The 22644-nt window shown below is 62.4% G+C and carries 22 protein-coding genes; 9 read left to right on the top strand and 13 right to left on the bottom strand.

Going from position 1 to position 22644, the window contains the following annotated elements; genetic code table 11:
* The first annotated feature begins 65 nt into the window (after nucleotides 1-65).
* From M5B42_RS13415 to M5B42_RS13400, 4 genes are all read left to right on the top strand, one after another.
* A complete protein-coding gene (locus tag M5B42_RS13415) occupies nucleotides 66-1202 on the top strand; it encodes an aminotransferase class I/II-fold pyridoxal phosphate-dependent enzyme (RefSeq protein WP_248746117.1) in 1137 nt (378 codons plus the stop codon).
* Nucleotides 1199-2170, top strand: coding sequence for an ornithine cyclodeaminase (locus M5B42_RS13410; protein ID WP_248746116.1), 972 nt, complete (start codon nucleotides 1199-1201; stop codon nucleotides 2168-2170). The genes M5B42_RS13415 and M5B42_RS13410 overlap by 4 nt, the downstream gene beginning before the upstream one ends.
* Before the next feature lie 84 nt (nucleotides 2171-2254).
* Nucleotides 2255-2878 carry a PAS domain-containing protein gene (locus M5B42_RS13405; RefSeq protein WP_248746115.1) on the top strand — a complete coding sequence of 208 codons (624 nt, stop codon included), beginning with the start codon at nucleotides 2255-2257 and terminating at the stop codon, nucleotides 2876-2878.
* An 86-nt stretch (nucleotides 2879-2964) separates the two neighbouring features.
* Nucleotides 2965-4218, top strand: coding sequence for a 3-phosphoshikimate 1-carboxyvinyltransferase (locus M5B42_RS13400; protein ID WP_248746114.1), 1254 nt, complete (start codon nucleotides 2965-2967; stop codon nucleotides 4216-4218).
* A gap of 9 nt (nucleotides 4219-4227) precedes the next feature.
* On the opposite strand, the gene M5B42_RS13395 is transcribed toward M5B42_RS13400, so the two are convergent.
* Nucleotides 4228-4878 (bottom strand): HAD family hydrolase, encoded by a 651-nt coding sequence (locus M5B42_RS13395; RefSeq protein WP_248746113.1) that lies wholly within the window; start codon nucleotides 4876-4878, stop codon nucleotides 4228-4230.
* A 102-nt stretch (nucleotides 4879-4980) separates the two neighbouring features.
* Complete coding sequence (locus tag M5B42_RS13390) at nucleotides 4981-5766, bottom strand: EAL domain-containing protein (RefSeq protein WP_248746112.1); 786 nt, start codon at nucleotides 5764-5766, stop codon at nucleotides 4981-4983.
* 486 nt (nucleotides 5767-6252) lie between these two features.
* Between M5B42_RS13390 and M5B42_RS13385 the strand changes: the two genes are divergently transcribed.
* The 5 genes from M5B42_RS13385 to M5B42_RS13365 all read left to right on the top strand — a co-directional run bounded on the left by M5B42_RS13385 (nucleotide 6253) and on the right by M5B42_RS13365 (nucleotide 8837).
* A complete protein-coding gene (locus tag M5B42_RS13385; RefSeq protein ID WP_152739426.1) occupies nucleotides 6253-6789 on the top strand; it encodes a DUF3833 domain-containing protein in 537 nt (178 codons plus the stop codon).
* Nucleotides 6786-7091 carry a DUF6482 family protein gene (locus M5B42_RS13380; protein ID WP_152739424.1) on the top strand — a complete coding sequence of 102 codons (306 nt, stop codon included), beginning with the start codon at nucleotides 6786-6788 and terminating at the stop codon, nucleotides 7089-7091. The genes M5B42_RS13385 and M5B42_RS13380 overlap by 4 nt, the downstream gene beginning before the upstream one ends.
* A gap of 176 nt (nucleotides 7092-7267) precedes the next feature.
* Nucleotides 7268-8062 carry an alpha/beta hydrolase gene (locus tag M5B42_RS13375; RefSeq protein WP_248746111.1) on the top strand — a complete coding sequence of 265 codons (795 nt, stop codon included), beginning with the start codon at nucleotides 7268-7270 and terminating at the stop codon, nucleotides 8060-8062.
* A 95-nt stretch (nucleotides 8063-8157) separates the two neighbouring features.
* Nucleotides 8158-8373, top strand: a complete 216-nt coding sequence (locus tag M5B42_RS13370) for a hypothetical protein (protein ID WP_248746247.1) — start codon at nucleotides 8158-8160, stop codon at nucleotides 8371-8373.
* Between the two features lie 164 nt (nucleotides 8374-8537).
* On the top strand, nucleotides 8538-8837 hold the full coding sequence (locus M5B42_RS13365; RefSeq protein ID WP_152739418.1) for a putative quinol monooxygenase: 300 nt from the start codon (nucleotides 8538-8540) through the stop codon (nucleotides 8835-8837).
* 45 nt (nucleotides 8838-8882) lie between these two features.
* On the opposite strand, the gene M5B42_RS13360 is transcribed toward M5B42_RS13365, so the two are convergent.
* From M5B42_RS13360 to M5B42_RS13310, 11 genes are all read right to left on the bottom strand, one after another.
* A complete protein-coding gene (locus tag M5B42_RS13360; protein WP_248746110.1) occupies nucleotides 8883-9698 on the bottom strand; it encodes a hypothetical protein in 816 nt (271 codons plus the stop codon).
* Between the two features lie 230 nt (nucleotides 9699-9928).
* Nucleotides 9929-10276 (bottom strand): DUF2493 domain-containing protein, encoded by a 348-nt coding sequence (locus M5B42_RS13355; protein WP_248746109.1) that lies wholly within the window; start codon nucleotides 10274-10276, stop codon nucleotides 9929-9931.
* Nucleotides 10264-11994, bottom strand: a complete 1731-nt coding sequence (locus M5B42_RS13350) for a Na/Pi cotransporter family protein (RefSeq protein ID WP_248746108.1) — start codon at nucleotides 11992-11994, stop codon at nucleotides 10264-10266. The genes M5B42_RS13355 and M5B42_RS13350 overlap by 13 nt, the downstream gene beginning before the upstream one ends.
* Nucleotides 11995-12018: 24 nt before the next feature.
* Nucleotides 12019-12234 (bottom strand): hypothetical protein, encoded by a 216-nt coding sequence (locus tag M5B42_RS13345; RefSeq protein WP_100943779.1) that lies wholly within the window; start codon nucleotides 12232-12234, stop codon nucleotides 12019-12021.
* 171 nt (nucleotides 12235-12405) lie between these two features.
* On the bottom strand, nucleotides 12406-15117 hold the full coding sequence (mgtA, locus tag M5B42_RS13340) for a magnesium-translocating P-type ATPase (RefSeq protein WP_248746107.1): 2712 nt from the start codon (nucleotides 15115-15117) through the stop codon (nucleotides 12406-12408).
* A 286-nt stretch (nucleotides 15118-15403) separates the two neighbouring features.
* The gene (locus tag M5B42_RS13335; RefSeq protein ID WP_103494645.1) at nucleotides 15404-15697 is read right to left on the bottom strand and encodes a hypothetical protein; all 294 of its coding nucleotides are present in this window, start codon (nucleotides 15695-15697) and stop codon (nucleotides 15404-15406) included.
* A 412-nt stretch (nucleotides 15698-16109) separates the two neighbouring features.
* Nucleotides 16110-18743, bottom strand: coding sequence for a glucosidase (locus M5B42_RS13330; RefSeq protein ID WP_248746106.1), 2634 nt, complete (start codon nucleotides 18741-18743; stop codon nucleotides 16110-16112).
* A 72-nt stretch (nucleotides 18744-18815) separates the two neighbouring features.
* Entirely contained in the window at nucleotides 18816-19904 is a 1089-nt protein-coding gene (gene modC / locus M5B42_RS13325; protein WP_103494647.1) for a molybdenum ABC transporter ATP-binding protein, read from the bottom strand.
* A 3-nt stretch (nucleotides 19905-19907) separates the two neighbouring features.
* Nucleotides 19908-20588 carry a molybdate ABC transporter permease subunit gene (modB, locus tag M5B42_RS13320; protein WP_103494648.1) on the bottom strand — a complete coding sequence of 227 codons (681 nt, stop codon included), beginning with the start codon at nucleotides 20586-20588 and terminating at the stop codon, nucleotides 19908-19910.
* Nucleotides 20589-21356 carry a molybdate ABC transporter substrate-binding protein gene (gene modA / locus M5B42_RS13315; protein ID WP_248746105.1) on the bottom strand — a complete coding sequence of 256 codons (768 nt, stop codon included), beginning with the start codon at nucleotides 21354-21356 and terminating at the stop codon, nucleotides 20589-20591. It abuts the gene before it with no gap.
* 137 nt (nucleotides 21357-21493) lie between these two features.
* Nucleotides 21494-22558 carry a nitronate monooxygenase family protein gene (locus M5B42_RS13310; protein WP_248746104.1) on the bottom strand — a complete coding sequence of 355 codons (1065 nt, stop codon included), beginning with the start codon at nucleotides 22556-22558 and terminating at the stop codon, nucleotides 21494-21496.
* Nucleotides 22559-22644: the final 86 nt, after the last annotated feature.

The raw sequence follows: 22644 nt of genomic DNA, 5'->3' as shown, positions 1-22644 counted from the left end.
CTCGTTCCAAGGCCTGATGTCCTGACGCAAGGGCCGTGACTTGAATCGACCTGGGGAAAAATCATATGGCCACACTTCCGGATTTCCGCCTGGAAACCTACTTTTCCAAGTGGGAGTTTTCCGCGCGCTACCATATGACCGCATCCGATGCGCAAAGCCTGACCATCAAGGCGTTGCTGGCGTTGGCCGATGCGTCGGACCGCGAAGCCTTCGAGACCTTGTCCCTGGGCTACACCCAGACATTTGGCGCGCCCGAGTTGCTGGAGGTGATCGCTTCAACCTACGAGCGTCTGGCTCCGGCCGATCTGCTCTGCTTCGCCGGGGCCGAGGAAGGGCTCTATGTGGCCATGCATGCGCTGCTGGATAAAGGCGACCACGCCATTGTGGTAACGCCCAACTACCAGTCCTCGGAAACCATCCCCTTGAGTCTCTGCGAGGTCACGGGCGTGGCCCTGGACCCGGAACAGGGCTGGACGCTGGATATCGACGCGGTGGCGGCGGCGATCCGCCCCAACACCCGGCTGATCTCCATCAACTTTCCCCATAACCCCACCGGCAAGATCCTTGAGCGCGAGCGTTTCGACGCCCTGGTCGACCTGTGCCGCCAGCACGGTATCTACCTGTTCAGCGACGAGGCCTATCGCTTGCTGGGCCTGGGTGAGGGCGGGCAGTTGCCGGCGGTGGCCGATGTCTACGAACGTGGCCTGTCCCTGGCGGTGATGTCCAAGCCCTATGGCTTGCCGGGGCTGCGCATCGGCTGGATCGCCTGCCAGGACCGTGGGTTGCTGTCGCGCATGGAGCGCATGAAGCATTACCTGTCGATCTGTAACGCCGGCCCGAGTGAAGTGCTGGCACGGATCGCGCTCAAGGCTCGCGAGCCGATCCTGGCGCGGATCCACCAGTTGATGCGCCACAACCTCACGCTGCTGGATGGATTCTTCCGCGAGTTTGAAGAGTTGTTCGAGTGGTATCGCCCTGATGGCGGCTGCATTGCCTACCCGCGTTACCTCGGGGCCGAAGGGGTCGAGCGTTTCGCCACCGACCTGGTGGAGCGCACTGGCGTGCTGCTGTTGCCGTCGAGCATCTACGAGTCGGCGCTGGGGCCGGTGCCCCAGGATCGCTTTCGTATCGGTTATGGCCGGGCCCATATGGAGGAGGGGCTGGAGGTGTTTGCCAACTACCTGCGCGGTCGCCGTCCATGAGCCCGATAGCGTTGCCGGTCCATGGCCTGGGGGAGTTGCGCGACGTGCTGCTGCGCAAGGACATGTTGCGGGTGGTGCGTGAGGCCTTTATCCGCCATGCCGAGGGTGAAGTCGTCGCGCCCCGTGGCGGTGAGTTGCTGTTCCAGGATCCGCCGGGGGACTGTCATATCAAGTTTGGCCATTTCCGTGGTGGCGAGGTGTTTGTGGTCAAGGTGGCGATGGGGTTCTATGGGAACGCCGCCAAGGGCCTTGAGACCAATAACGGCCTGATGCTGGTCTTCGATGCGCGGACCGGGGCGACCCTGGCCGTGCTCAATGATGAAGGCTGGTTGACCAGTTGGCGGACTGCCGCCGCCGGTGCATTGGCGGCCAAGGCCGGTGCGCCGTCGCGGGTCACGGCGCTGGGCATTGTCGGCAGCGGCCATCAGGCCGAGCACCAGGCGCGCTGGACCGCCGAGATGCTGGGGATCGACCGGGTGTTTATCTGGGGCCGCAGCCCGGACAAAGCCGCGCGGTTGGCGGCCAGTCTCAGCCATCAGGGCCTGATCGCCCAGGCGTTGCCGAGCGTTGAGCTGTTGTTCGAGCGTTGCAACGTGGTGATGACCTGCACGCCTTCAACCGAGGCGCTGGTCCCGGCTTCGGCGGTACGGCCCGGTACCCATATTGTCGCACTGGGAGCCGACAGCCTCGGCAAACAGGAGCTGGACCCGGCGATCCTGGCCCGGGCCCGGGTGATCATGACCGATGATCGGCATCAGTGCGCCGAGCGGGGTGAGTTGGCCCATGCCTTGGCGGCGGGGTTGGTGGAGGCCGGAGCCGATGTTTCGCTGGGTCAGGTGCTGGCGGGCAAGGTCCCGGGGCGCTTCAGCGATGACGATGTGACCGTGGCCGACCTGACGGGACTGGCGGCCCATGACATTGCCATTGCCAGCCTGGCGATCGAGTCGCTGCGCAACGCGGAGCGTTAGGCGCCGGGGGCCTCGCCACCAAGCTCGCTCCCGCAGGGGGCATTGCGTACAATTCCCGCTTATTTTCAATGGCCCGGCTCCCCTATGGTCGATATCGCCTTTATGAACGCCGCCGCCGATGGTTTCGCGGCGCTGCTGTTTCCCGACCTTGAAGCGGTGGTCCACGATGTCCGCAACGGACGGATCACCCACATCGCCAACGGTTTCTCCCGGCGCAAGGTCGGCGATCCCTCGTTGCTCGACGATCTTGCTGAACTGGAGCAGGGCGCGGACGTTATCGGTCCCTACGAAAAGAACGGCGCCAACAATCGCCAGTTGCGTTCCATCAGCATCGCCGCGCGCGCCGACAGCGGCGAGATCGTCGCCCTGCTGTGCCTGAATTTCGATGTCACGGCCCTGTCCCAGGTGCAGAAGCTGCTCAGCGGATTTGCCGCCGGCCTCAAGCCACAACCACGTCCACAAGCCTTGTTCAATGCCGACTGGCGGGAAAAGCTCAACGATATCGTCGAAGCCATCTCGGCCGGCCAATGCGTGCGTCGAAGCGATTTCGGCCGCGCCGAAATCCGCCTGGCGCTGATCGAGGCCAAGGCCGGCGGGCTGTTGGATATCCGCAATTTCGTCGATTATTTCGCCGAATACTTCGAGATTTCCCGGGCGACGGTTTACAACTACCTGAAAGCCATTGCCGCCGACGACGGAAACGGATGATCCAGCGGGCGCATTAATGGCATCATGGCGGACTGTCGAGGTGCACGAGCTTGTGCGCTTATCTTTCGAGCCTGGAGAGTTGATGAATGGCTGTGCAGCAAACCCTCACCGTGATCCCGCCGAACGCGTCCCTGAACGGAAAGGTGACGCCGCCCGGTTCGAAGTCGATCACTAACCGGGCCCTGTTGCTCGCCGCCCTGGCCAAGGGCACCAGCCGCCTGTCCGGTGCGTTGAAAAGCGATGACACCCGCCATATGTCCACCGCCCTGCGGCAGATGGGCGTGCAGATCGACGAGCCGGACGAGACCACCTTCGTGGTCACCGGCAACGGCAAGCTGCACGTGCCGGAGCAACCCCTGTTTCTCGGTAATGCCGGGACCGCGGTGCGCTTCCTGACTGCGGCAGTGGCTACGGTGAATGGCCGAGTGGTGTTGGATGGCGATCACTATATGCGCAAGCGCCCGATCGGCCCGTTGCTCGAGGCCCTGCAGCGCGGCGGCCTGGACGTAGCCAGCGAGACCGGTTGCCCGCCGGTGATCGTGAACGGTCGTGGCGGCGTGCAGGCCAAGCGTTTCGAGATCGATGGCGGCTTGTCCAGCCAGTACGTATCGGCCTTGCTGATGCTGGCGGCCTGTGGCGAGGCCCCGATCGAAGTGGCACTGACCGGTAAGGACATCGGTGCCCGTGGTTACGTCGACCTGACCATCGCCTGCATGCAGGCCTTCGGTGCCCAGGTCGAAGTGCTGGACGAGACTCTCTGGCGCGTTGCCGCCACCGGCTACCAGGCCTGTGACTACCGGATCGAGCCGGACGCTTCGGCGGCCACCTACCTGTGGGCGGCGCAAGCCCTGACCGACGGTCATATCGACCTGGGCGTGGCCGGCGAAGACTTCACCCAGCCGGACGCCAAGGCGCTGGAGGTGATCCAGCAGTTCCCGCACATGCCTGCCGTGATCAACGGTTCCCAGATGCAGGACGCGATCCCGACCCTGGCGGTACTGGCGGCGTTCAATAAAACCCCGGTGCGCTTTGTCGAGCTGGCGAACCTGCGGGTCAAGGAATGCGACCGGGTCCAGGCGCTGTTCGATGGTCTCAACGGCATTCGCCCGGGCCTGGCGAGCGTGGAAGGTGACGACCTGCTGGTCGCCGCCGATCCGGCCCTGGCCGGCACCACCTGCGATGCCCTGATCGACACCCACTCCGACCATCGCATCGCCATGTGTTTCGCCCTGGCCGGCCTGAAAGTCGCCGGTATCCGTATCCAGGACCCCGATTGCGTGGCCAAGACCTACCCGGATTACTGGAAGGCCCTGGCGTCGCTGGGCGTACAGTACGCCTGACGGATTCGATCAGGCCTGGACCAGCGCCAGGCCCAGATCGTTGATATCGACGGCGACCTGCTGGTAATCGGCCAGCACCCGGTGCGGGGTTTCCATCGGGTGGGCGTGGGTGGCACTGATCACCACCACCCGCGCCTCAGCCGCTTCTCCAGCGGTAATACCCGCCGGGGCATCTTCAAACACCAGGCAATCTTGTGGGCGAACGCCCAGGCGCTGTGCTGCCAGCAGGTAGCAGTCGGGCGCAGGCTTGCCGTGGGCGATATCTTCGGCAGTGATCACCAGGGGGGGAAAGTCCAGGCCGGCAGCGGCCATCCGGCGTTCGGCCAGGGCGCGCGGTGCCGAAGTGACAATGGCCCAGCGCTCCGGTGGCAGGCTGGCGAGAAAGGCTTTTGCGCCCTCGATGGCGATCACGCCTTCGACGTCGTCGATTTCGGCCTGTGTGATTACTGCAGCTTCACGCTCGGGATCGATGCCCGGGAGGTTCTGGCGGCGTACGGTCTCGATACTGCGCACACCGTGAATGGTCTGCAGAAAGGCTTCTACATCAAGGCCGTGGCGCACTGCCCATTGGGCCCAGACGCGCTCGGCGCTGGCGATGGAATTGAGCAGGGTTCCGTCCATATCGAATAGAAACGCCGCGAATCGCTGACCTTCAACCATCTCCGTTCTCCACTGTCAGCCCTTGTCGCAGGGCAAAGGCAGCATGCTAGCACGGGCTTTTCTTTTGTTTTTACCGGTGCGCGGAGCGGGTCGACGGCTTGTTCAAGCGTCCTGGCCGTTGCCTGCAGGTTCGGTTGGCCATGTGATGCCAGGCAGTGCCTCGAACTGGGGGCGGGCGAACAGGTAGCCCTGGAAGAGTTCGACGCCAAGGCGGCGGAGCTGGAGATATTCTTCTTTGCTTTCGACGCCCTCGGCAATCACCTGCATGTCGAGAGATCGACACATGCTCAGCACGCTTTCGACGATGATCAGCCTGACTCGGTCATCATGGATATTTCGGATGAGCTCCATGTCGAGCTTGATGATGTCGGGTTGAAACTCGGCGAGAAAACAGAGCCCGGAATAACCTGCACCAAAGTCATCGATGGCGGTCTTGAAGCCTTGTTTTCTATATTCCAGCATAATTTGCTTGATATGCTGCTTATCAACCAGGTACTCGTTTTCGGTGACTTCGAAGATAATTCGACTCGTCGGGAAGTTGAAGCGCCTTGCCGCTTCCAGCGTGGCACGGATGCAGGCCGCCGGCTGGTACACCGCATTGGGTAGGAAGTTGATACTGAGATAGCAAGGTATTACGAGTCGAGCGGCCAATTCGACTGCTTTTACCCGACAGGCCTGGTCGAATGCATAACGATTGCTTTCAGAAACCTGGCTCAAAATACTTTGGGCGCCACTTCCATCAAGTCCGCGGACCAAGGCTTCGTAGGCAAATACCTGGTGTGTGCGGACGTCCACGATTGGCTGGAATGCCATGCTGAAATCGAACTCGAGAGCGGTGCCCTCTTTACAAGCAAGACAGCTTGCGGATGAACCATGGGTCGTGTTCATAGCGATTCACTCGTGCTAATGCCTGAAATATTTTCGGGTTCCCAGAGCATAGTCCTTTTCCGTCCTGTTCAAGGCGAGCGGATGATGGCGCTTTGATTTCATCTCGGTGTGGGTGGACGTATCTGTACGGCTGTGAGTTTTTGTATAGGAATTTATTGAATAAGTTGTTCATTCTGTGTCGGTTTTTGGCGGTTATCGTTTTTTGATCGCTTATGCCGGGGAGGTAAGCGCTGTTCTCTTGGGCTCGGCATCGAGCCGATGCACAGTGTTGCATTTGAGTCGTCCTGCCCGAAAAATCACGCTCTACAGGTTGTTTTCGGCTGTGATGCAAGATTTTTCTGTCGCTCTGCCTACCACTCTGACTCGCAAATATCTCGACAGGAGCCGAATTGATACAGGCCGGGCAAAACCTTTACAAATATTATTTTCTGTATAGTATTTCGAGTGTTCTCCTGAAGTTTTTCGGAGTCTACGAGGTGTTGGAGCATGCGAATCCTGCTGATGGCGCTTTGTTGCTTCTTGCTGGGCAGTTGCGGCAACGTCGAAGTCGATCACTACGCCGCCGAACGTCCCTCGCTCGATCTGGTGCGCTTCTTTTCGCAACCGGTGGAGGCCTGGGGGATCTTCCAGAAACGTTCGGGGGAGGTGGTCAAGAGATTCCATGTGCAGATCGCCAGTCGTCGCGAAGGTGAGCAGCTGATTCTCGACGAACATTTCCTCTATAGCGACGGCAGCCGCCAGCAGCGGATCTGGACCCTGACCCCAGGGGCCACCGGGCACTGGACCGGCCGTGCCGCCGATGTGGTCGGCGAGGCGCGCGGTGAAGTAGCGGGCAATGCCCTGCGCTGGCGCTATCAGATGAACCTGCCGGTGGACGGTTCGACCTGGGAGGTGAGCCTCGACGACTGGATGTACCTGATGGATGAGGACACCTTGATCAATCGTTCGAGCATGAGCAAGCTCGGCGTCGAACTGGGTCAGGTGACCCTGTTTTTCCGCCGGCAGCCGGTGGTGTCGCAATGAACCTTCAGACTTTGAGCGAATGGGCCGCCGAAGGGCGTGTCCAGGAATTGGAGCTGCTATCGCTGGAGGGCGGCTTCTACCTGCTGCGAGCTCGACTGGAGCAGGGCATGCGTACCTTGCTGGACGCGCGCGGTGAAGTGCTGCGGCTGCGTTCCACGAGTCATGTGCGTGAGTTGTTGCGCGAGTTGCCGTCGCTACCCTGTGTGCTGGTGCAACACGTCGTCCATGACGAGATGTGCGGTATGCGTGACGGTCCCATCGAGCCCCTGCGCCTGCCATTTTCTCTGACCTCACCCTGGTGACGGCCGCTGTCCGACGGCGTGTAAGCAGCATGCCGGTACGGGCTTTTCGAATATTTTTCAGCGGGTCGTGGAATAACTCGACGTGGTGCGCGTCGGACTAGGGCAAGCCACTTTGTACTGGCGCAATGGCCGACAAGGCCGGGCGATCACCCGAATCCCGAGCGAGACGAATTCCCATGAAATTTGCGAAAGTACCTTCCCTGTTGGCGGCCGTTTCCCTGGCCTGCATGACCCTGGCGATGGCCGGCAGCGCAACGGCGGCCCCGGCTCCGGCAGCGGCCCCCGTGCACAATATCGTTCTGGTCCACGGCGCCTTTGTGAATGGCGCGGGCTGGAAGCCGGTCTACGACATCCTGGTCAAGGACGGTTACCACGTCTCGGTGGCGCAGCATCCGCTGACCGCTTTCAGCGATGACGTGACGGCGGTCAAGCGGATCCTGGCGATGCAGGACGGCCCGACCATTCTCGTCGGCCACAGCTACGGCGGCGCGGTGATTTCCGATGCCGGTACCGATGACCATGTGGTGGGTCTGGTCTATATCGCCGCCCATGCCCTGGATATCGGTGAAACCGAAGCCGCCAACGGCAAGCTTTATCCGAACGCGACCAAGGCCGTGAAGAAAACCCCGGATGGGTTCCTCTACCTGGATCCGGCGTTCTATCCTGCTGATTTCGCTGGCGACCTGCCCAAGGCCCAGGCTGAATTCGAAGCCAATGCCCAGTCCCTGACTTCCGCCTCGCTGTTTACCACCGCCGCCACCTCGGCCGCCTGGAAAACCAAGCCGAGTTGGTACGCCGTGGCTAAGTCCGACCGCATCATCAACCCGGACCTGGAGCGCATGTACGCCAAGCGCGCCAACAGCCACACCATTGAAATCGCCGGCGCCAGCCATGCGGTCTACGAGTCCCACCCCAAGGAAGTGGCGGCGCTGATCGAGCAGGCGGCGAAACACGCGCTGGAGGCCAAATAGTCGCAGTCGACGGCCACAAGGTGGAGGGGGCGGCAGGCTAGGCCTACACTGAAACTGACAGCCCGGATGGTCCGGGCTGCTGATGCGAGGTGCGTATGGATACTCAACCTGCTTCCCCGTTCACGGCGTTTGCGTACCCGGGTGTCCAGGCCATGCCCTGGCGCAAGGTGCCGATCCCGGATGAGGATCAAGAACCGCTCAGTGAGACCCCCGGCAACGAAGACGATCACCAGGTGCCGCAAACCTGGAAACACCCCGACGATGGCAAAAGCCTTTCTGAGCTTGATGAAGAACTGCCGCTCAAACCTTGAGATACACAGCCCGGTGCAAAGCCGGGCTGTGTTGTTCGTCTGCCGTTGAAAACCCGGTCCCAATCAATATCGCGCCTGTGGCGAATGCACTCCTTTGACTTGAAGGCGTCGGAGCAAGGGCTCATGATCGCTGACGACTTCATCTCCCTTTTCCAGGAAATTCCATGAACCATGAAATTCGTGTCGTTGCCAGTCTTCATGCCAAACCGGGCAAGGCAGCAGAGCTGGAATCCCATCTCAGGGCTTGCGTGGTCCCGTCCCGCGCCGAACCTGGTTGCCGTGAATATATCCTGCATGTCGATCAGGCCGACCCCGAGCGTTTCATCTTCGTCGAGCGCTGGATCGATCAGGCCGCCATCGAACACCACCGCGGCACCGCGCACTACAAGGCGATGGCCGCGGCGATCGGTGATTTGTTGAGTGAGCGCCAGGTCCTGCTGCTGGATGAGGTGCCTGGGCAGTAAGACTGATGAACCTGGCGTGCAAGCGCCAGGTTCGTTGCCGGTGGCTTAGAAGCGCACCGTCGCGCCGGTGGTGAACCAACGATCGCGATCGCCCGACAGGTGCTGACCGGCCACCAGGTCGATGTCGAGATTTTTGCCAATATGCAGGCGCGGTCCGGCCTGCCAGCCCTGGTCGCCATTTTGTTGGCCGAAACGTTCGGCCACCAGGGTCAGCGACTTCAGCACATCGTATTCCACACCACCGCCCCAGGTCCGGCCCTCGCTGGGCGCGCCGTCGTTATGGGCGTGATACCAGCCGGCACTGACGGTCAGGCGCAAGGGTGTGAAAGGCGTGTAGGTCAGCGGCACTGCGAGGTCGGCGCCGTCGAAGGCATGCCGGCGATCCGTGGCAACGTGGGCCTGGGCCACTACCGCGGCTTCGAGCCCCAGATCTTCCCGAGTGAAAATCGAGGCCTTCAGGTGCGGACTCAGCATCGTGGTGTGCTCGCCGTCGTCACGACTGCGGTTGATGTCGGCACCCAGTTGCACGGCGGGCAGACTGGTCGGTGTGCAGTCCGCCGAAAGCACGGTTTCGCCGCTGGCGGCGTTGTGCCGGCCACTCTTGTACCAGGTGTCGATATTGCATTGGCCGGGGTCGTTGATCCCGCCATCATCGACGACGTACGAGCCGCCGGCCGCGTGGGCCTTGGAGTAGAGCGAAAGCAGCAGGAAGGTGCCGAAGGTGGCACCGACAAGCACCACCGTGCGTTGCAGGGCGCGGCGCTGGGCCGGGGGCAGGTGTTTAAGCAGGGAGCTGGAAACCGTCGGCGTCGGCCGGGCGGTGGTCGTTCGCTTGGTGTGGCGAGAAGTGGATTTTTTCATGGCAGGCCTCGGTGATCAGATGCTCACGGGCGCGCGCGTCGGATGCGCGTCGTCGTGAAACGGGCAAAGGGGTATGGAGGTCGTGGTGGTACGCGTTACAACCGGGTTCTTCATTCATGCTTGATGCTCCTTCGGGGTGGGCGGTCAGTGACCGCGTGCAGGCAATGGCCTGACCTCTACCTAGGTAAAAGGCCGGGCAGGGTGTTGCTTGATAAGGGGTGAACAGACGCTCAGTCCTCCAGGGACAGGACATCGATCTCCATGGCCCTGGCCTGGGCCACCAGCTCTTCAGTGTCGTGGCCGCCGGGAAAGGCAATCACCAGCTGCGGTTCGCTGTCCATCAGCATGAACTGGTTGCGCCGGCGTTCGGCCTGCTTGCCATAGAGCTGCCAATTGGACGGATAGCGCACCAGGTGCGTACCGTTTTCCCGGGCCCAATCCTCGATCTCACTGCCCAGGAACTGGTTGCCGCCATGAATCAGGACACTGATCTTGCGGGTCTGGTGATAAGCCTCCAGCACCTTGCGGCACATCGCCGCGTTCAGGTAATAGCGCCCGGCGCAGATCAGGACGCGCATGGGTAGTTATCCTTGTCGAGCCGGGGCTCGTCGTTGAGTTCAAGGGCGTGTACAGGCCCGGGTGCGGGCTCGTTCGCGCCCGGGGACTGAGTTTCCAGGACGCGTTCTCCCGAGCGTTCGAGCACTGGATAGGCGAGTGCCGCGATGTGGTGGTGCACGCGGCGGTAATCGCGCAGCACCCGCTGGAAAATATCCCCCGATTCGGCCCAGGTGCTCTTGTCGGCACTGAGTTTACGAAAGTGTTCGCGGCTGGCGCCGGCTTCCAGGCGGCGAATCACCTCCTTGCGCTCCACCAGCCGATGGGCCGTGACGACGTCTTCGCGCAGGAACACGGTGACCGCCAGGCTCAGGCTTTCGCGCAGCTCTTCGTGCAACGGATAGATGTGCCCCAGTTCGAACTCCGAGAAGCGTTCGCCACGGCGCCGACGGCGCGCCGCCAATTGGGCGAGGTTGGTCGAGAGAATGTCGCCGGCATGCTCCAGGTTGATCACGAACATCAGGATTTCCTGGGCGCGGTCGGCATCCTCGTCGCTCAGGCCGTCCTGGCCGATATCCGCGAGGTAGGCGCGGATCGCCGCGCTGAGCAGGTCCAGGGACTGGTCGAGCTGGCGGATAGCCTCGGCCGACACCTCGCCGGGTTTCTGGAACAGTTGCAGTACCCGATCGAGCATCACCGAGAGCATGTCGGCGATGCGCAGGGCTTCGCGCACGGCGTTCGAGAGACCGATATTGGCCACTTCCAGGCCGGCTTCGTCGAGGTACTGCGGCATGCCCGGGTCGGCGGCCTGCTCCGGTGTCGGCAGCAGTCGGGTCAGGCCCTTGGCAAGCCAATCCACCAAACCGATAAAGCCCAGGCCCAGAAGCAGGTTGAAGGCGATATGCAGGTAGACCACCAAGTGCGCGGGGGCGATGGCGGTAGCGGCCAGGCTCTTGCCCAGCAGCGAGGCGAACGGCAGCACCAACAGTGCGCCGAACAGCCTTACCAGCAGATTGCCCAGGGGCAGGCGTCGAGCGACCGGAGTGCCAGCGTTCATCACCGACGGCAAGGCGCCGCCGATATTAACCCCGAGCACCAGGGCTAGAGTGGTCACCGGCGACATCAGCCCGGTGCTGGCCAGGGAGGCGATCAACAGGATCACCGCGACACTGGAATGGCACATCCAGGTCAGCAGCAGCGCCACCAGCAAGGCGATCAACAGGTCGCCGTCAAGGCCTTGCATGACCACATGGAACAACGGCGTGCTTTCCATCTGCCCGAGGGCGGCACTCAGCAGGCTCAGGGCGAGCAGCATCAGGCCGAGGCCGATCAGGGCGCAGCCGACGCTTTCATAACGCGAGTCGTCGCGCAGGCGGAACACCACGAAGCCCGCCAGCAGTACCAGGGGGATGGCGATCGAGGTGTCGAAGCTGAGGAGTTGCACAACCAGGGTCGAGCCGATATTGGCCCCCAACATCACCGCCAGCGCCGGAGCGAGACTGAGGGTGCCGGCGGCGGTGAAAGAGCTGGCCATCAGGCTTACCGCGGTACTGCTTTGCAGCACGGTGGTGATGCCGATGCCACAGAGCAGGGCCTTCCAGCGTTTATCGAGATTGCGGCCCAGGCCATTGCGCAGCTGGGTGCCGAAGCCACGCAGCAGGGCGGTTGAAATCATATGGGTGCCCCAGAGCAACAAGGCGATGGCGCCGGCGAGGTGGATCAACAGAGCGGTTCCAGACATGAGGATTCTCCACGTACTGGTTTTTTACTTTCTGGGTGGGCGCAGCAACCTCACCGAGACACGACTGATGGTGCTGGAGAACGCCAGCAGGTAGCGCATTTCGATAGCGGTCAGCGTCCCGCGAACATAGAGCTTCACGGTGACCCGCCTGACCACTTTTGCCGCTTTGGTCAGGAACAGGACCGACAGCGCCCGATAGCTGTAGTCGAGAACGGCGAGGAACTGGCTGAGTGGTTCCATGGTGGGCTCCGGGGGATGGCCGGGTTATAGGTGCCAATGCGCGAATACAATCGTATGAACACCACGCACCTGTAGGAGCAGGGCTTGCCCGCGAAGCTTTTAGCGGTCTCGAGGTCCCCTTCGCGGACAAGCCCTGCTCCTACAAGGTTCGGTGTTATCTGACGAACCGCATCAGAACCACTGCTTGAAGCGGCGGATATAGAACATCTTCATGCTCTGGGCCACCACGCAGTAGGCCAGCAGGGTGCCCACCAGCCATGGGAAGTACGCCATCGGCAACGGCACCAGGCCCACCAGCGTGCCCAGTTGCGAGAACGGCAGGTAGATGCCGATGGACACCGCCAGACAGGTCATGACGATGATCGGCAGTGACGCAGTGCTCTGGAAGAACGGGATCTTCTGGGTCCGCAGCATGTGCACCACCAAGGTCTGCGACAGCAGGCCTTCGATAAACCAGCCGGACTGGAACAATGCCTGGGCTTCCACGCTGTTGGCGGCGAACACGTACCACATCAGGGCAAAGGTGGTCATGTCGAAGATCGACGAGGTCGGCCCGATCCACAGCATGAAACGCCCGATGTTCTTCGCGTCCCACTTGCGTGGCTTGCGCAGGTATTCCTTGTCCATCTTGTCCCACGGCAGGGCCAGCTGGGAGATGTCGTAGATCAGGTTCTGCAGCAGCAGGTGGATCGACAGCATCGGCAGGAACGGGATGAACGCACTGGCCACCAGCACCGAGAACACGTTGCCGAAGTTGGAGCTGGCGGTCATGTTCAGGTACTTCATGATATTGCCGAAGGTTTCGCGGCCCTTGAGCACGCCTTCTTCCAGCACCATCAGGCTCTTTTCCAGCAGGATGATGTCGGCCGATTCCTTGGCGATGTCCGTGCCGCTGTCCACCGAGATCCCGACGTCGGCATCCCGCAGGGCCGGGGCGTCGTTGATGCCGTCGCCGAGGAAACCGACGGTATGGCCGTTGGATTGCAGGGCCTTGAGCACCCGGGATTTCTGCAACGGGGTCAGCTTGGCAAAGACCGTGCGCTCCTCGACCCGCAGCTTGAGGGTCGCGTCGTCCATATGCTCGATGTCCTGGCCCAGCAGCGGCAGGCCTGGCTCCAGGCCGACTTCACGGCAGATCTTGCAGGTGACCACGGCGTTGTCGCCAGTCAGCACCTTGACCGTGACGCCGATCTCACGCAGGGCGGCAATCGCCGGCCCGGCGGTTTCCTTCGGCGGATCGAGGAATGTCAGGAAGCCGCGGATGACCAGGTCACGCTCGTCGGCTGTCTTGTATTGCCCCTTGGTCTGCGGTTTGGGAATGTCGCGGGTGGCCAGCAGCAGGACGCGGAAGCCGTCCTTGTTGTAATCGTTGGCCAGGGCCAGCAGGGTCTTGCGACGCTGCTCGTCCAGGGTTACGACTTCGTTGCCTTCCATGACGTGGCTGGAGATGGCGAGCATTTCCTCGACCGCGCCCTTGCACACCAGCAGGTGATCGTTGCGGCTGTCCTGGACGATGATCGACAGGCGCCGACGGACGAAGTCGAAGGGCAGTTCATCGACCTTGCTGTAGGCGAACGGCTCCTGGAAGTTGGGGTTCTCCCGGGAGAATTGCAGCACCGCCTGGTCCATCAGGTTCTTCATGCCGCTCTGGTGGTAGCTGTTGAGCCAGGCCAGGCCCAGCACCGCGTCATCGCGCTGGCCGGCTGCGTCGACGTGGTGCTCGAGGATGATCTTGTCCTGGGTCAGGGTGCCGGTCTTGTCGGTGCACAGTACGTCCATGGAGCCGAAGTTCTGGATGGCATTCAGGCGCTTGACCACCACCTTGCGCCGGGCCATGGCCATGGCACCCTTGGCGAGGTTGGCGCTGACGATCATCGGCAGCATTTCCGGGGTCAGGCCGACGGCGACCGCCAGGGCGAAGAGCAGGGCATCGCTCCAGTCGCCTTTGGAGAAGCCGTTGAGCAGGAACACGATCGGCACCATCACCAGCATGAAGCGGATCAGCAGCCAGCTGACGCTGTTCACCCCGCGATCGAAGGCGGTCTGCACCCGCGAGCCGACAATCGCCTTGGCCAGCGAGCCGAAGTAGGTACGCGCACCGGTGGCGACCACCACGGCCTTGGCGGTGCCGCTGACCACGTTGGTGCCCATGAAGCAGATGTTCTGCAGGTCCAGCAGATTGCTCTGGTCGGTGCCGGTGGAGGCGGATTTGGCCGCGACATCGCCGAGGGTGTCGTACTTCTCCACCGGCAAGGCTTCACCGGTGAGCACCGCCTGGCTGATAAACAGGTCGCGGGATTCGATCAGGCGGATATCCGCCGGAATCATGTCGCCGGCCGACAACTGCACGATATCGCCGGCCACCAGTTCGCGCATCGGCACTTCGCGCAGTACTGGCTTGTTGCCCAACTGCTCGCGGCGCAGCACCGTGGCGGTGGTCCGGACCATGGCCTTGAGGGCTTCGGCGGACTTGGCCGAGCGGTGTTCCTGCCAGAAGCGCAGGGTGCTGCTCAGGGTCACCATGGTCATGATGATGATGACCTTGGTCAGGTCGCCTTCTTCACCGGCGCGCTCGGCCAGCCAGAAGTCGGTGAAGAAGCTGATGCCGGCCAGGATCAGCAGCACGTAGATGAAGGGGTTGTTCAGCGCCTGGAGGAACTGGATCAGGACGTGTGGCGGCTTGTCGTGGGCGACTTCGTTGAAGCCTTCGCGTTGCAGGCGGCCGGCGGCATCCAGTTCGGTCAGGCCGTCACGGCTGGCGTTGACGTTGCTCAGGGTGGTGGCCAGGGTGTGTTGCGATTCGCGAGCGGCGCGCATCGACAGTTTGGTGTCTTGCGTCGCACGGTTTCCGGTGGGCCGGATAGGGTCTTTGACTGCGTTCATAGCGATGCCTCTGTCACGTCTTCGTGACCGGGCATATAGACGACTCACCTATTCAACAGGCGAACGAATACAGGCCGAGTCACGCGGATGCGAGTGATTCGAGTAAGAGTGTGTATAAGGTTTTAACGTTCGCTGCCCGTTCACCAAATAATGACGAGCAGCGAACCGTCTACTGGCTTCGTCCATAATGAAATACTCAAGTTTTAATAATTAAAGGCATAACTATGCCGTGCACTTCCAAGTGGGAAGTGCAGGGGCGGTAGTTGTCAGTGTCAGTGCCGGATAATTAAGCGGCGCGGGCCTCGACATACAGGTTCAGGGTCAGGCCGGCGCGCTGGAACAGCTGCGCAAGCCCGGGACTCTGCGGGTCCTGGCTGTCATCGAAATTCCAGCGTTGTTGCAGCTGGCCGGTGGCCGGGCAGATACGCCAGCAGACGCAAGCGCGTGCCGAAGCCTTGGAGGAGGGGGCGGCGAACAGGGCGTTGCCGCGGGCCGACTTCACCGGCTCACGGGACAATTTGACGCGCATGTTCGAAGCAAAGGCGCGAACGCCTGGCATTACGTAGGTTTTGAAAGTCATAACACACCTCGCGACCGGACTGGCGCCGGCAGAGGCGAGTTACGGAAAGAGCATCAAGCCCTGGCGCAGCTCACCCGACCTGTACGTCGAGTCCCGTCATTTTCTGGGTTAAGCGCCCGGTGAGCCGCATTCGCGGGAACCGGACAGCGTCTAGATACTGTGTCCATTGGGTTCTTTTGTGAGTTGAAAAAAGGCCTGAGCAGCAGGCAGGGGGAATTTACTCAACGGGGTGCTTGAAGTCAATATCAAATGCAGCGTTTTGCTGGAGTAACCTGAATATAAGCTGAAGTGAAGGAGATAGTCTTCGGGTATTGAGTTCTGAAGTTGTTTGTTTCAATGAGGTGAATATGTATCGCCGTGGCGCTCGAGTACATATCCACTTAATTTTATGACCGGACTTTTTTATCGCGGATCAGCGCCTCGGTTGCAGCAGCAAGGCCACCAACGCGCTCCAGCCGGTCTGATGGGAGGCCCCCAGGCCGCGTCCGCTGTCGCCATGGAAATATTCATGAAACAGCACCAGGTCGCGACTCGCCGGATCGGCCTGCAATTGCGTGTAGGCCGCCATGGCTGGGCGACATCCGTTCTCGTCGAGCAGGAACAGTGAGGTCAGGCGTTGGCCCAGGCTGTCGGCGACTTCGTCCAGGGACGACAGATAGCCCGAGCCGCTGGGGTATTCCACGGAAAAGTGATCGTCGTAGTAGCGGTGGAATTCGCGCAGCGATTCGATCAGCAGGTAGTTGACCGGCATCCACAACGGCCCGCGCCAGTTGGAGTTGCCGCCGTACAGGCGCGAGTCGGACTCCGCCGGTTGGTAGCGGGCGCTCAGGGTCTTGCCGTCGAGCTGCATCGCCAGCGGCTGTTCGGCAAACACCTTGGACAGTGAGCGGATGCCGAAGTCGGAGAGGAACTCGGCTTCATCGAGCATGCGCTTGAGCAGGTTCTTGGTGCGTTCGCCACGCAGCAGGGCCAGCAGCAGGCGATTGCCGTCGCCAGGTTCGTTCCAGCGTGAGACCAGTGCCGCGAGGTCGGGCCGATGGTGCATGAACCCCAGCAACCGCTCGCGCAGGCCGGGCAGGCCTTCGTGTTCGCGCTGCTCCAGCACCAGCACGGCGAACAGCGGCATCAAGCCGACGATGGAGCGCAGGCGCACCGGTTCGCTTTGGCCGTCCGGGTGTTGCAGCACGTCGTAGAAAAATTCGTCCTGGTTGTCCCAGAGGCCTTCGGCGCTGTCGTCGACCCGATTGATCGCCCCGGCGATATAGAGGAAGTGCTCGAAGAATTTCACCGCGATATCGACATACACCGGGTTGCGCTTGGCCAGTTCCAGGGCGATGCGCATCATGTCCAGGGCATAGGCGGCGACCCAGGCGGTGCCGTCGGCCTGGTCGAGGGTGTAGCCGGGCGGGATGTCGTCGGAGCGGTTGAACAGGGCGATATTGTCCAGGCCCAGGAAGCCGCCCTGGAACAGGTTGCGGCCTTCGGCATCCTTGCGGTTGACCCACCAGGAGAAGTTCAGCAGCAGTTTGTGGAAGATCCGCTCGAGGAAATCCAGGTCACCGCTGCCGGTCAGCTGTTTTTCCCGTTGGTAGACCCGCCATGACGCCCAGGCATGCACCGGTGGGTTGGCGTCGTCGAAACGCCACTCATAGGCGGGTAACTGGCCGTTGGGGTGCATGAAGCGGTCTTTGACCAGAAGCAGCAACTGGTGCTTGGCGAAGCCCGGATCGATCAGGGCGAAGGCCACCGCCTGGAAACCCAGGTCCCAGGAGGCGTACCAGGGGTATTCCCATTTGTCCGGCATGGAGACGATGTCGAAGTTCGACAGGTGCCGCCAGTGGGTATTGCGGATATGCAGGCGTTCGGCCGGCGGTTGCGGTTGGGTCGGGTCGCCGTCGAGCCACTGGTTCACATCGAAGTAATAGAGCTGCTTGGACCACAGCAGGCCGGCCAGGGCCTGGCGCTGGACATTGCGCGCGTCGGCGTCTTCGAGACCGTCCTGCAGGGCGGCATAGAAGTCATCGGCTTCCTGGCGGCGCTTTTCGAACAGGTGGCGGGCATTGATTTTTGCGGCATCGGGTGGCGCGAAACGCAGGTAGACCGTGCGGGTTTCATCCCCTTGCAGCGCCAGGGAAAAGTGCGCTGCCACCCGTGTCCCGGTATCCCGGCGAATGCTATCGGCACCGTTCACCACATGGTCGTTGATACCATCCTTGAACGGTCCGCGGTCTTGCGAGCCATACAGTCGCCGAGTGTTGGTTTCGTTTTCGCAGAACAGCCACTCAAAGCCGTCATCGCCCCAGGCGCTGGCTTGCATGGGGTCGCAGCCGGCGTGCTGGGCGCTGATTTTGTCACCTTCCAGGACCAGGCGCGGCCGTCGGGCGTGGTCGCTCCAGCTCCAGTCATTGCGCGCCCAGAGATGGGGCAGCACGCGCAGGCGGGCAGGTTGGTGAAAGCGGTTATGCACACTGACCCGCATGACGATATCGTTCGGGCCCTGCTTGGCGTACTCGACCGTGATATCGAAATAGCGGTTGTCCTCGAACACCCCGGTATCGAGGATCTCGTACTCGGCATCGGCCAGGCCGCGCCGGGCGTTTTCGGTGATCAGGTCGTTGTAGGGGAAGGCCGCCTGCGGGTATTTGTAGAGCATGCGCATATAGGCATGGCTGGGCACGCCGTCGAGGTAGAAGTACAGCTCCTTGACGTCTTCGCCGTGGTTGCCTTCGGCATTGTTCAGGCCGAACAGGCGCTCCTTGAGAATCGGGTCGCGCTCGTTCCAGAGGGCCAGTCCGAGGCACCAGTGCTGGGACTTGTCGGAAAACCCCGCAAGACCTTCCTCGCCCCAGCGATAGGCCCGACTACGGGCGTGCTCGTGGGGAAAATAGGCCCAGGCATCGCCGTCGGTGCTGTAGTCCTCGCGTACCGTGCCCCATTGCCGTTCACTCAGGTACGGCCCCCATTCGCGCCAGCGGGTGGCATCCTCACCGGCCAGGCGCTGGCCTTCAAGGGTGTCGAGAAGCGTCGCTGTTGGTTTGGCCGTCATCGGGTCTTCCGTCGCTCGGGGAGTGAGCAGCAGTGTAGAACGCGGCGACGGTCTTGCGGGAATCGAGTGCCGTCAGGCGAGCACCGCCACCGACTTGATCTGTGCCCAGAGGGTCTGTCCCGGAGCCAGCTTGAGCTGGTCACGGGAGTAACGGGTGATCCGCGCCAGCAACGGGGTACCCGCGGCCTCCAGGCGGATCAGCACATGGGCGTTGTTGTCGGCGGGGATTTCCCCGATGAGGGTCACCGGCAACAGATTGAGGATGCTGCTGTGTTCGCCCGGTTGCCGGCTGAGGCTGACGTCCCGGGCCTGGATCTTGACGCGCAGGCGCTTGCCCGTGGCCAGCGGTGCGTGGGCCACTCGCACGTTCAGCAGGCTGCCGGGCAATTGCAGGGTCAGCAGTTGATACTGGTCGTCATAGGCGCTGACCGTGCCCTCGATCACCACCCCGGCGTCATCGCCCAGGGCCATGGGCAGGTCGAGCCGGGCCAGGGTTTCACCGATGGGACCGCTGGCCAGAGCCTTGCCCGCGCTGAGCAGGACGATATGGTCGGCCAGGCGCGCCACTTCGTCCTGGGAGTGACTGACGTAGAGCACCGGGATATCCAGTTCGTCATGCAGACGTTCGAGGTATGGCAGGATCTCGTTCTTGCGCTGGCTGTCGAGCGCCGCCAGCGGTTCGTCCATCAGCAGCAGTTGCGGGCTGGTGAGCAGTGCCCGGGCGATGCCGATGCGCTGGCGCTCGCCGCCGGACAGGTGCTGTGGGTGGCGGTCGAGTAGATGCCCGATGCCCAGCAAGTGGGTGGCGTGGGCCATGTCGACCCGGCGTTGTGCGCGGGGAATGCGGCGCAGGCCGAACTCCAGGTTGGCCCGCACCGACAGGTGCGCAAACAGGCTGGCCTCCTGGAACACATAGCCCAGGGCGCGCTTGTGGGGCGGGACGAAGAGTTTACGGGCGCTGTCCTGCCAGACCTGGTCGTTGATCCGGATAAAGGCCTCGGGGGCTTTTTCCAGGCCGGCGATGCAGCGCAGGCAGGTGGTCTTGCCCGAGCCCGAGTGCCCGTACAGGGCGGTGACGCCACGGCCGGGCAGTTGCAGGTCGAGGTCCAGGGCAAAGTCCGGATAATCCAGGTGCAGGCGAACCTGTATCGAAGAAGCCATGGCTCAACTCCAGCCCATTTTGGTCTTGCGGCTCGAGTAAAGCGCCAGCAACACGATAAAGGAAAACACCAGCATGGCGCCGGCCAGCCAGTGGGCCTGGAGGTATTCCATGGCCTCGACATGGTCGTAGATCTGCACCGAGACCACCCGGGTCTTTTCCGGGATATTGCCGCCGATCATCAACACCACGCCGAACTCGCCGACGGTATGGGCAAAGCCGAGGATCGCGGCGGTGATAAAACCGGGTCGTGCCAGGGGCAGGACCACGCTGAAAAAAGTGTCCCAGGGGTTGGCGCGCAAGGTCGCCGCCACCTCCAGCGGGCGCGTGCCGATGGCACTGAACGCGTTCTGCAGTGGTTGCACCACAAAGGGCATCGAGTAGATCACCGAGCCGATCACCAACCCGGTGAAGCTGAAGGTGAGGGTGCCCAGTCCGATGGACTGGGTGAACTGGCCGATATAGCCGTGGGGGCCGAAGGCGATCAGCAAGTAGAAGCCGATTACCGTCGGCGGCAGCACCAGCGGCAGCGCCACCACCGCGCCGACCGGTCCGCGCAGCCAGGAGCGGGTGCGGGCCAGCCAGAGCGCAATCGGAGTGCCGATCAGCAACAGGATAAGCGTGACCAGGGACGCCAGTTTCAGGGTCAGCCAGATGGCGGCGAAGTCAGCACTCGTGAGCGGCATTTAGAGCTGGTAACCGTAGGACTTGATGATGGCGGCGGCTTTCGGGCCCTTCAGGTATTCGACCAGGGCCTTGGCGGCGGCGTTGTCCTTGCCCTTGGTCAGGATCACCGCGTCCTGCTTGATCGCCTCATGCATGTCGGCCGGAACGATCCATGCCGAACCGCTGGTGACCTTGCCGTCCTTGTAGATTTGCGACAGGGCGACAAAACCCAACTCCGCATTGCCGGTGGAGACGAACTGGTAGGCCTGGGTGATGTTCTGGCCGGTGACCAGCTTGTTCTTGACCTTGTCGGTCAGGCCGAGTCTAGCCAGGACCTGGGTGGCGGCCAGGCCGTAAGGCGCGGCTTTCGGGTCGGCGATGGACAGGTGCTGGTACTGGTTGTCCTTGAGCACCTGGCCCTTGGCATCGACATAACCGTCCTTGGCCGACCACAGGGCCAGGGTGCCGGTGGCATAGGTGAAGCGCGAGCCGGCAACGATATCGCCTTCTGTTTCCAGCTTGGCGGGGGTGCTGTCGTCGGCGGCGAGGAAGACTTCGAACGGTGCACCGTTCTTGATCTGGGTGTAGAACTGGCCGGTGGCCCCATAGGCCGCGACCAGCTTGTGGCCGGTGTCTTTTTCGAAGTCGGCGGCGATGGCCTGGATCGGCGCGGTGAAGTTGGCCGCGACGGCGACCTGGACTTCGTCAGCCTGGGCCGAGCTGAAAGCGAGCACGCCGAGGAGGGTGGCCAGGCAAGTCGGGGCAAAGCGTGAGGCACGAATGGTCATGAAGCGGCTCCGTTCAAAGGAAAGGGACAGGCAAATGCGCCGCTTGTTATAGGAAGTGTGCGGCGCTGAGAGGGTAAATCGCTATATAAATAAATATATAGCGATTTGATGGCCCTGGCGAGGGGGCCGGCTCCTGCTCAGCGTCTGGTCAATATCGCCTGGGCCTGTTCCGCCAGCTGCCGGGTCAACGCCTCGGCCGGCAGCTCCACGCTCAGCCGCAATGCCTGGCCCGACCAGAGATTGCTGAAGTCCGCCTCGCCCTTGGCCCGCAGCGGCAGCAGCGCACCGCCGGCCAGGGGAAACGCCGGGGCCATGTCGCTGATCGGCCCCAGCTCGCGCATCACCCGGTTCATGATGCCCCGTGCCGGCCGGCCGGTGAACAGGTTGGTCAGCGCCGTCTCGCTTTCCTTCGCCGTGCGCAGTGCCTGGTGATGGGACGCCGAGACCTTGGCCTCCGGGGTGAACAGGTAAGCGGTCCCCAACTGTACCGCCGAGGCCCCGAGCATAAAGGCCGCCGCGATGCCACGGCCGTCGCCGATACCGCCGGCGGCAATCACCGGCACATCCACCGCATCGGCGATCTGTGGCACCAGGGCGATGGTGCCGACCTGGGTGTTGAGGTCGCTGCTCAGGAAGATACCGCGATGGCCGCCGGCTTCGTTGCCCATGGCGATGATCGCGTGGCAGCCACGCTCTTCCAGCCAGCGCGCCTCATCCACAGTGGTGGCGCAACCGACGATGGTCGCGCCGGTGGCTTTCACCCGGTTGAGCAGGGTTTCGGGCGGCAGGCCGAAGTGGAAACTGACGATCTCCGGGCGCAGCTCTTCCACCAGTTGGCAACTGGTTTCATCGAAGGGGGCACGGCTGGACACCGGCGTTGGTGCATTGAAATCCACGCCCAGTTCACGGTAGTAGGGGGCCAGGCGTTCTTTCCAGCGTTTTTCCCGCTCCGGGTCCGCGGCCGGCGGTTGGTGGCAGAAGAAGTTGATGTTCAATGGCGCCTGGGTCGCGCTGCGAAAGAGCTGCACCTCCTGACGAATCTGCTCCGGGGTCAGCATCGCGCAGGGCAGGGAAGCAAGGCCGCCGGCCCGGGCAACGCCGATCATCATGGCGGACGTGGTTGCCCCGGCCAGTGGCCCCTGGATGATCGGGAGTTCGATGCCGAACAGGTCAAGAATGCGGTTGTCGGGCCAGGTGCTCATGACGACTTTTCTCCGGGGCAGATAAAAGGATAACGACGAGAACAGGGCTGGTTTGTATCAGGAATGAGGACCGTAAGGCCAGTCGC

It is taken from the genome of Pseudomonas sp. MWU12-2037 (assembly GCF_023242345.1).
GTDB lineage: Bacteria > Pseudomonadota > Gammaproteobacteria > Pseudomonadales > Pseudomonadaceae > Aquipseudomonas > Aquipseudomonas gingeri_D.
This window is presented reverse-complemented; position numbering and strand designations above follow the sequence as displayed.

Bases quoted from the DNA above. Each gene is read 5' to 3' on its own strand.
- M5B42_RS13415 (WP_248746117.1), top strand. From the start codon at position 66: ATGGCCACACTTCCGGATTTCCGCCTGGAAACCTACTTTTCCAAGTGG.
- M5B42_RS13410 (WP_248746116.1), top strand. From the start codon at position 1,199: ATGAGCCCGATAGCGTTGCCGGTCCATGGCCTGGGGGAGTTGCGCGAC.
- M5B42_RS13405 (WP_248746115.1), top strand. From the start codon at position 2,255: ATGGTCGATATCGCCTTTATGAACGCCGCCGCCGATGGTTTCGCGGCG.
- M5B42_RS13400 (WP_248746114.1), top strand. From the start codon at position 2,965: ATGGCTGTGCAGCAAACCCTCACCGTGATCCCGCCGAACGCGTCCCTG.
- M5B42_RS13395 (WP_248746113.1), bottom strand. From the start codon at position 4,878: ATGGTTGAAGGTCAGCGATTCGCGGCGTTTCTATTCGATATGGACGGA.
- M5B42_RS13390 (WP_248746112.1), bottom strand. From the start codon at position 5,766: ATGAACACGACCCATGGTTCATCCGCAAGCTGTCTTGCTTGTAAAGAG.
- M5B42_RS13385 (WP_152739426.1), top strand. From the start codon at position 6,253: ATGCGAATCCTGCTGATGGCGCTTTGTTGCTTCTTGCTGGGCAGTTGC.
- M5B42_RS13380 (WP_152739424.1), top strand. From the start codon at position 6,786: ATGAACCTTCAGACTTTGAGCGAATGGGCCGCCGAAGGGCGTGTCCAG.
- M5B42_RS13375 (WP_248746111.1), top strand. From the start codon at position 7,268: ATGAAATTTGCGAAAGTACCTTCCCTGTTGGCGGCCGTTTCCCTGGCC.
- M5B42_RS13370 (WP_248746247.1), top strand. From the start codon at position 8,158: ATGGATACTCAACCTGCTTCCCCGTTCACGGCGTTTGCGTACCCGGGT.
- M5B42_RS13365 (WP_152739418.1), top strand. From the start codon at position 8,538: ATGAACCATGAAATTCGTGTCGTTGCCAGTCTTCATGCCAAACCGGGC.
- M5B42_RS13360 (WP_248746110.1), bottom strand. From the start codon at position 9,698: ATGAAAAAATCCACTTCTCGCCACACCAAGCGAACGACCACCGCCCGG.
- M5B42_RS13355 (WP_248746109.1), bottom strand. From the start codon at position 10,276: ATGCGCGTCCTGATCTGCGCCGGGCGCTATTACCTGAACGCGGCGATG.
- M5B42_RS13350 (WP_248746108.1), bottom strand. From the start codon at position 11,994: ATGTCTGGAACCGCTCTGTTGATCCACCTCGCCGGCGCCATCGCCTTG.
- M5B42_RS13345 (WP_100943779.1), bottom strand. From the start codon at position 12,234: ATGGAACCACTCAGCCAGTTCCTCGCCGTTCTCGACTACAGCTATCGG.
- mgtA (WP_248746107.1), bottom strand. From the start codon at position 15,117: ATGAACGCAGTCAAAGACCCTATCCGGCCCACCGGAAACCGTGCGACG.
- M5B42_RS13335 (WP_103494645.1), bottom strand. From the start codon at position 15,697: ATGACTTTCAAAACCTACGTAATGCCAGGCGTTCGCGCCTTTGCTTCG.
- M5B42_RS13330 (WP_248746106.1), bottom strand. From the start codon at position 18,743: ATGACGGCCAAACCAACAGCGACGCTTCTCGACACCCTTGAAGGCCAG.
- modC (WP_103494647.1), bottom strand. From the start codon at position 19,904: ATGGCTTCTTCGATACAGGTTCGCCTGCACCTGGATTATCCGGACTTT.
- modB (WP_103494648.1), bottom strand. From the start codon at position 20,588: ATGCCGCTCACGAGTGCTGACTTCGCCGCCATCTGGCTGACCCTGAAA.
- modA (WP_248746105.1), bottom strand. From the start codon at position 21,356: ATGACCATTCGTGCCTCACGCTTTGCCCCGACTTGCCTGGCCACCCTC.
- M5B42_RS13310 (WP_248746104.1), bottom strand. From the start codon at position 22,558: ATGAGCACCTGGCCCGACAACCGCATTCTTGACCTGTTCGGCATCGAA.